Source organism: Maricaulis maris (assembly GCF_003634045.1).
GTDB lineage: Bacteria > Pseudomonadota > Alphaproteobacteria > Caulobacterales > Maricaulaceae > Maricaulis > Maricaulis maris.
Genome location: NZ_RBIM01000003.1, coordinates 238,418 through 246,062, shown reverse-complemented (window position 1 = coordinate 246,062; position 7,645 = coordinate 238,418). Strand labels below are relative to the sequence as shown.

Here is a 7,645-nt window from a genome sequence, read left to right as displayed (position 1 = left end):
GCTCGCGTGTGAAGCTCGTCATCGCGTCCGGCGCCTACCATACCCGCACATGGGACCGGCAAGAGCCGGAGGCGACCAACACCATCCATGTCGGAGGCGACTATCCCTCCTTCATCCAACTCCCGATTATTCCCTCACAATAGTCCGGACCAAGCGCCCAGGGCGGGGTTTCAACCGCCCTGGGTGTGCGTGCGGGCGTCGGTGGCGCCGGTAAGCCCGCTGGCTGCACCGTCGGTGCAGGCTGGCTGGCATCCGCCAGCGTTGGGAGGCATACTGCGCCTGTTGCCTCCGGACCGTGACGCCAATCTTGTGAGTCCCATGCAGTACGGAAAAGCGGTTTTTGCCTGCGCCTGCGTATCGCTTCTGTTCGCTGTGATTTTCGTCGAACAGGGGGTCGACAATTCCGGCACGGATGGCGGCTATCTTATTTTCGTCTTCTGGTTCGCGGCGCTGTTCTATTCAGCGATCCTGTTCCTGGCCGCCCGCAACCTGATCGCCCGGTTGACCGCGCGCCTGAACTGGCCTCGCGCGGTGACAGTCGCGCTTGCCTGTGCCGCTGCCATAGTGTCGGTGCTGCCGGCCGCGTCCCTGATGACGGTCTCCTTGGACAGTTTTCACCATGACGCTGACCTCATCAGCAACCGGGTGCCGGGCCAAACAGCGGTTGATTTTCTTGAGATCTGGCTGGGGGAATTGCTGGACATTACACCCACCGCCACGATCTTCCTGCTGAGCGTTTTCGGGGCGACCGTCCTGCTTGGTGGCGTGACATTGCTGCCTTCACGTCCAGTGGTCGGATCGGCCGGCCCCGACGTGGAGTCCAGTCGCTGCGATGATGCCGGGCGGATGGCGAACCTGATTGACCGCACCATTTGGGCGCTTCAGGCCGACGAGCATTACGTTCTGGTGCACGGTCCCAACGGCACCCGCCAATCGCTTGGCCGTCTGCGCGACGCGATCGCTGCGGTGGAGGGCGTGCCCGGTCTGCAGGTACATCGGTCCTGGTGGGTGGCCCGCGACGGGATTGAGGCCGTCGACGACGATCCACGACAGGTGCGCATCCGGCTTCGCAGCGGCCAGCACGTACCCGTGAGCCAACGACGACTGAAGGCTTTCCGCGACTGGCGGGGCGTGCAGTCCGACCCATCCTAGCTCAACCATCCCGACGCTTTCATTCACTCATTCGTTGACCTGACGCTTGCAGCGCGCTCACGAAATTGGCGTTGCGGATGGCGTGCGCGCCGCAACAACTCCTGTGCGTTGTTTTGCTCCCAGGAGACCCTTCAATGGACAGATTTTGCAAACTCCCCGCTTTCGCCTCCGCGGCCGGTTTCGGCTTCACCACACTGCTGGCTCCGGCCACGGTGCACGCCGAGGCGCTCTCCCCGGTCGAGGCGCGCAAGGAAGCGGCGCTCGCCGGCGACCTTACAGGGCTCAGCGCCCTTTTGGGGATCGTGGCGGAGTCGTCCCCGGTCTACGCCGGCAGCGACAATCGCGAGACCGGCGCCGCGCCTATCCTTTATGGCATGTATGATGACCGCTATTACGTATCCGGCGACGAGATGGGCATTTACTGGCCCATACTAGGGTCAGAGTGGCGGTTGAAAGCCGGCATCGGCTACGAGCCAGGCCGCGACCCGTCCGACGATCCGGCGTTGGCAAATCTGGCCACGATGGACAGCACCGCCGTATTGGCCGGGGGGCTGTTCCGCCAGTTTGGCACGTCGGCGGTCGGCTTTGGATTCGAGGCCGATATCGGCGATGCCGGCAAGGGCGTCGTGACTTTCCTCGGAGGTTCCTACGATTGGCACCTGATGGATAACGCCCTGACCCTCACGGCCTATGGCGATATCAGCTATGCCAATGCCGAGCATCTGCAGACCGAGTTCGGTATCACATCCCTTGAAGCGGCAGCCAGCCAGGCTGACCCAAACCCGGCCTTCCGCTACACCGAATACCAACCCTCCAGTGGCCTGAAATCCGCCGGTGTGGGCTTTGGCGCGCGCTACCGGCTCAATGAGCAATGGATGATCATTGGCAATGTAAGCGGTGAATTCTTCGGAGACGAAGCGACCGGCAGCCCTCTGGTGCGGGAAGATTACGAGCTGGAAGCCGTGCTCGGGGTTGCATTTTCGTTTTAGCGAACATGAGATGTGGTGATGGTGCTCATGGGGAAGGGACTGTCGCCACACCAATCGCGGCTTGCGAGTCGAGCGAGCGGGGCCAACGAAAGAAGCGGGTACCTCAGTAGCGCCATTTCGAACCCGACGACTTCGCAAGCGGGACCGCGCGCCGGGCGGTCAGCCCGCCTCCATCGGAGACGTCCGCACCGCGGACTGTCGCGAGATCGAAGAGAATGGCGCACTCAAGAGGATTCCGGATAAATGGTCACCGGCACCTTTATCTGGGCAGGCGTGTGAAGCTCGTCATCGCGTCCGGCGCCTACCATACCCGCACATGGGACCGGCAAGAGCCGGAGGCGACCAACACCATCCATGTCGGAGGCGACTACCCCTCCTTCATCCAACTCCCGATTATTCCCGCGCAATAGTCCGGACCAAGCACCCAGGGCGGGGTTTCAACCGCCCTGGGTGTCAACGGGACGATCGGGCTAGGCCGTTCGCCGGACTGTTTTACGCATCGGTCCTGTTCCTGGCGATCCGCCACCTGGTCGCCCGCTAACGATTACGCCGGTGTGGGTCACCCACGTTCAACGTCATCACCCCATATAAAACACATTCAGCTTGTTCCCGTCCGGGTCTCTGAAATAGCCGGCGTAGAAGCTGTCGCCGCGGGGGCCGGCGGGGCCTTCGCAGGGGGCGCCGAGTTCTTCGACGGCGAGCTTGTAGACCTTGTCGACCTGTTCTTTGCTGTCGGCCTGGAAGGCGGCCATGACGCCATTGCCGATGGTGGCCGGTTCGCCATTGAAAGGCTTGGTCAGGCCGATACCGGCGCCGCCATCAGGCTTGCCCCAGGCGATGAAATTCTCGTCGCCCATCATGCGGCCAACACCGAATTCGGCGCACAGCTTGTCGTAGAAGGCGGCGGCCTTTTCCAGATCATTGGTTCCCAGTGTCACGTATCCGAGCATGTGTGTGTTCCCTCTATGTTCCGATGCCGCAACCATACACCAAGACCGGCGGCGAGCGAGTCACAATTTGATCTCTCCTGACAGGACGGGGGGCGTAGCCCGGTACCGCAAAAACCGGGGACACGTACCGATTTAGTCTTCCAGTGGCGCCTCGCTTCGCCGTTTCGGGCGGCCGGATTGGCCCGGTCTGAGCCGCCGGCCTCCCATGAGAAATCGGGACACGTACCAATTTTCGCGCGCCATGCGCAGACCTGCTTATAACTCCCTTGTCAGCCAGCGGGCCGTATCCGGTTCTTGAGGTCAAGGGCGGCACAGCCGCCGCTCCGCGGGCATGCCCCTTGAGCTCAAGAACCGGATACGGCTTTCTCTCGGCAAGGGGTTTATGGTTGAGTGTGCGCTCGGCCCCCTTCGGCCCGCCGCTCCGCGCCGGTCCACTTCCCCCGCAAGCGGGGGCAGAAGGCTGCGCTCGGGTTCCTATTTTCCCGCAGGCCCGCCAATCACTTGCCGCGACTATCCCCGGCTGATCTGGGCTCGCTGGTTCAACCCGGACGGCTTCGCTGGCATGCTGTCTCGCTGAGAATCACCGGGAGAGCGACATGGCGGTTATCGACAGTGAGAGCTTTGCGCAGGCGCGGTCCGGTGCGGCAGGTTCGGACGTCGAGAATGCCTATCTCGACCTGCTGCGCGATATCCTGGAAAACGGCGCCGAGCAGGCTGACCGGACCGGCGTCGGGACGCGGTCGGTGTTTGGCCGCCAGCTGCGCTGTGACCTGTCGAAGGGCTTCCCGCTGCTGACCACCAAGAAGGTGCATTTCAAGTCGATTGCGATCGAGCTTTTGTGGTTCCTGCGCGGCGAGACCAATGTGCGCTGGCTGCAGGAGCGCGGGGTGAAGATCTGGGACGAATGGGCCGATGAAAACGGCGATCTCGGCCCGGTCTATGGCAAGCAATGGCGTCGCTGGGAGGGGCCGGACGGCACCGAGATCGACCAGTTGTCCAACATCCTCGAGCAGATCAGGAATAATCCCGCCTCGCGGCGCCTCATTGTGTCGGGCTGGAACCCGGCCGATGTGCCCAATATGGCGCTGCCGCCCTGCCACACGCTGTATCAGTTCAATGTTGCGGGCGGGAAGCTGAGCTGCCAGCTCTACCAGCGCTCGGCCGACATGTTCCTGGGCGTGCCGTTCAACATTGCCTCCTACGCGCTGCTGACGGCGATGGTGGCGCAGGTCTGCGGGCTGGAGCCGGGCGAATACATCCACACGTTCGGTGACGCCCACATCTATTCCAACCATATGGACCAGGTCCGCGAACAGCTCACGCGGGCGCCGCGCGCCTTGCCGCAGCTGAAGCTCAATCCGGAGGCGACCGACCTGTTCGGTTTCGAGTACGAGGATATCGCGCTGGAGGGCTATGACCCGCACCCGCGCATCTCTGCCCCGGTCGCCGTTTAGGGGCGGGCGCCATGTCCGGACCGCTTGATCAACTCGCCGACAAGATCGTCCGGGTTTCCGATATCTATGCCGAGCATTTCGGGATTGACCGGTCGGGTGACTGGCCGCTGTTGAAACTGCAGGAAGAGGTCGGCGAGCTGACCCAGGCTTATCTGACCACCACCGGCCGTACCCGGCGTCCCGCCGATGCCGAGGCGCGCGAGCAATTGGCGCTGGAAATGGCCGACGCGCTGGGCATGTTGTTGATCATGGCCAAGGCTGAGGGCATCGATATCGACCAGGCCATGCAGGATAAATGGCTGCACTGGCTGGATCGCGACAGTGCGGTGATGGAGCCGGGCGATGCCAGTGCGGGCGGGGAGGGCTGAGCCATGGCCAACTTCACCACCACCATCATTCCCAAAATCGCCTTCGTCGTGGCGCGCGGTGCCAATGGCGTCATTGGTGCAGACGGGGATCTGCCCTGGCGCCTGTCATCCGACCTGCAGCGTTTCAAAGCGATCACCAGCGGCAAGCCGATCATCATGGGCCGCAAGACCTGGGACAGCCTGCCCCGGCGGCCCCTGCCGGGCCGGCTCAATATCGTGATCACGCGCCAGGCCGACTATCTGGCCGACGGTGCGATTGTGGTCAGCGAGCCGGGCGAGGCCATGAGGGCGGCGTTCGAGCAGGCACGTAGCGACAGTGTCGACGAAGTGTGTGTGATCGGCGGGGCGCAGATCTATGCCACGATGATGAACCTGGCCGAACGGCTCTATCTCACCGAGGTCGAGGCCAGTCCGGAGGGCGATGCCCGCCTGCCCGAGATCGTTGAGAGCGAATGGCACGAGGTGGCGCGCGAAGCGCATCCGGCCGGCGAGCGCGATGATCACGCCTTCGTCCTGCGCACGCTCGATCGCGCCTGACACAGTCCGCGTTCGCGGCAAAGGGGGGACATGCCGCTGCGCCGTCCCGTCCGATTACCCTTGAACCGTAACGCGCATACGTTCATTTAGGGCGCAATGGAAATTGAGAGGATCGATCCAGCACATGTCATGGAACGACAATCAGGGCGGAGGCGGCGGAGGCCCATGGGGCTCCGGCGGCAACAATAATAACGGCCAGAACCCGTGGGGCCAGCGTCCCCAGGGTGGCGGCGGACCGGAGGGTCCCGATCTCGACGAGGTCGTCCGCGACATGCAGCGCAAGATACGCGGCATGTTCGGCGGTGGCGGCTCCGGCGGCAAGGGCGGTTCGGGCGGCAGCGGCGGGGCCGGTGCGTTCGGCTTCGGCCTGATCGTGCTGATCCTGATCGGTGTCTGGTTCATCATGCCGGGGTCCGGCTGGTACCAGGTCAATCCGAGCCAGGCCGGCGTCGTGCTGCGTTTCGGCGAATATGACCGGACCACCGGGTCGGGTTTCCACTTCAAACTGCCGACGCCGATCGAATCCGTGATCATCGAGGATGTCACCGCAACCCGGACCATCACCATTGGCCAGGGTTCGGAAGGTCAGATGCTGACCCGTGACCAGAATATCGTCGACATTGATTTTTCGGTGCAGTGGCGTGTTGATCCGTCTGAAAACGGCGTCCGCAACTTCCTGTTCAATGTCCGTGATCCGGAAACGACGGTTGCCGCAGTGGCGCAGAGCGCCATGCGCGAAGTCATCGGCACCTCGGATCGCGAGTTCATCTTCACGGTCGGTCGCGGCGAAGTCTCGCAACGCACCCGCGAATTGCTCCAGTCCGTGCTCAACGATTATCAGGCCGGTATCCAGATCCTGCAGGTCAACCTGCAGACCGCCCAGGCGCCCGCCAGCGTGATCGATGCCTTCCGTGATGTGGATGCGGCCGAGCAGGATGCCGAACAGGCGATTTTGCAGGCGACGGCCTTTGCCAACTCGACCATCCCGCAGGCCCGCGGTGAAGCCGCCCAGCTGACCCAGGCCGCCGAGGCCTATCGCGACTCGGTGATTGCCGAAGCGCAAGGCCAGGCCGACCGCTTCGTTGCGATCTACGAGCAATACATCCTGGCGCCGGAAGTGACCCGTCGCCGCATGTATCTGGAAACCATGGAACGGGTGTTGGGTCGCTCCAACCTGACCATCCTGGACGCGGATGCCGGGGCTGTGCCCTATCTGCCGCTCAACCAGCTTGATGCGCCGCGCACCCAGCCTCGCAGCCAGACCGGAGGGAACAACTGATGATCCGCACACTGGGAATCATTATTCTGGTCGTCGGTGTCTTCATCGGCCTGCAGAGTGTCTACACGGTCAATGAGCGCGAACAGGCCCTGCTGGTCCGCCTTGGCGATCCGGTCGGTGCCGTCAACCAGCCCGGTTTCGAAGACCCGGGCCTGCACTTCAAGATCCCGTTCATCATGGACGTGGTGATGTTCGACAAGCGCAATCTGGAATTCGACATGCAGCCGGAGGAAATCCAGGCCGCCGACCAGGTTCGCCTGGTTGTCGATGCCTTCCTGCGGTATCGCATCACCAATCCGCTGCGTTTCTATCAGACCGTGACCAATGAAGCCGGTGCCCAGGCGCGCCTTCGCTCCATCATGGATGACAGCCTGCGCGGCGTGATCGCCTCGATCCCGGCCAATGACGTCATCTCCGGCCAGCGTGCCGAGCTGATGGTGCGGGTCCGCAGTCGGGTGGAAGCCCAGGTGGCGACCCAGGATCTCGGCATTGAAGTCATTGATGTCCGCATCCTGCGGGCCGACCTGCCACAGCAGATCGCCACCCGCGTGTTCGACCGAATGCGGTCCGAGCGTCAGCAGGAAGCGGCCCGCATCCGCGCTGAAGGTGACCAGCAGGCGACGGAAATTCGCGCCGACGCGTCACGTCAGGCCACGATTATCGTGGCTGAAGCGCGCGCCGACTCGGATCGCCTTCGTGGTGCCGGTGATGCACGCCGGAACGAGATCTACGCCCAGGCGTATAATCGTGATGCCGAGTTCTTCACCTTCTACCGCTCAATGCTGGCCTATGAGGAGACCATCATCGACGGCACGCCGATCGTGATCCCGCCGGATTCGGAATTCTTCCGCTATTTCCGGACCCAGGCCGGCGAATAGGCCGACCGGCCTTGTCGCAAGATCGAGCCCGGTCCCGC

Annotated in this window: 8 protein-coding genes; 7 read left to right on the top strand and 1 reads right to left on the bottom strand. The window is 63.2% G+C overall.

Annotated elements, in window-relative coordinates; translation table 11 throughout:
- Nucleotides 1-201: 201 nt before the first annotated feature.
- Together C7435_RS07170 and C7435_RS07165 are read left to right on the top strand one after the other, a co-directional pair.
- The gene (locus tag C7435_RS07170) at nucleotides 202-1,152 is read left to right on the top strand and encodes a LytTR family DNA-binding domain-containing protein (protein ID WP_170150375.1); all 951 of its coding nucleotides are present in this window, start codon (nucleotides 202-204) and stop codon (nucleotides 1,150-1,152) included.
- Nucleotides 1,153-1,286: 134 nt separating this feature from the next.
- Nucleotides 1,287-2,141, top strand: coding sequence for a MipA/OmpV family protein (locus tag C7435_RS07165; RefSeq protein ID WP_075190402.1), 855 nt, complete (start codon nucleotides 1,287-1,289; stop codon nucleotides 2,139-2,141).
- A gap of 578 nt (nucleotides 2,142-2,719) precedes the next feature.
- Here C7435_RS07165 and C7435_RS07155 read toward each other — a convergent pair.
- Complete coding sequence (locus C7435_RS07155) at nucleotides 2,720-3,091, bottom strand: VOC family protein (RefSeq protein WP_121210579.1); 372 nt, start codon at nucleotides 3,089-3,091, stop codon at nucleotides 2,720-2,722.
- A gap of 596 nt (nucleotides 3,092-3,687) precedes the next feature.
- Here C7435_RS07155 and C7435_RS07150 point away from each other — a divergent pair.
- The 5 genes from C7435_RS07150 to hflC all read left to right on the top strand — a co-directional run bounded on the left by C7435_RS07150 (nucleotide 3,688) and on the right by hflC (nucleotide 7,607).
- The gene (locus C7435_RS07150) at nucleotides 3,688-4,545 is read left to right on the top strand and encodes a thymidylate synthase (protein ID WP_121210578.1); all 858 of its coding nucleotides are present in this window, start codon (nucleotides 3,688-3,690) and stop codon (nucleotides 4,543-4,545) included.
- An 11-nt stretch (nucleotides 4,546-4,556) separates the two neighbouring features.
- A complete protein-coding gene (locus tag C7435_RS07145; protein WP_121210577.1) occupies nucleotides 4,557-4,913 on the top strand; it encodes a nucleoside triphosphate pyrophosphohydrolase family protein in 357 nt (118 codons plus the stop codon).
- A 3-nt stretch (nucleotides 4,914-4,916) separates the two neighbouring features.
- Complete coding sequence (locus C7435_RS07140) at nucleotides 4,917-5,450, top strand: dihydrofolate reductase (protein WP_121210576.1); 534 nt, start codon at nucleotides 4,917-4,919, stop codon at nucleotides 5,448-5,450.
- A gap of 124 nt (nucleotides 5,451-5,574) precedes the next feature.
- Nucleotides 5,575-6,729 (top strand): FtsH protease activity modulator HflK, encoded by a 1,155-nt coding sequence (gene hflK, locus C7435_RS07135; RefSeq protein ID WP_121210575.1) that lies wholly within the window; start codon nucleotides 5,575-5,577, stop codon nucleotides 6,727-6,729.
- Entirely contained in the window at nucleotides 6,729-7,607 is an 879-nt protein-coding gene (hflC, locus tag C7435_RS07130) for a protease modulator HflC (protein ID WP_075190407.1), read from the top strand. The genes hflK and hflC overlap by 1 nt, the downstream gene beginning before the upstream one ends.
- Nucleotides 7,608-7,645: the final 38 nt, after the last annotated feature.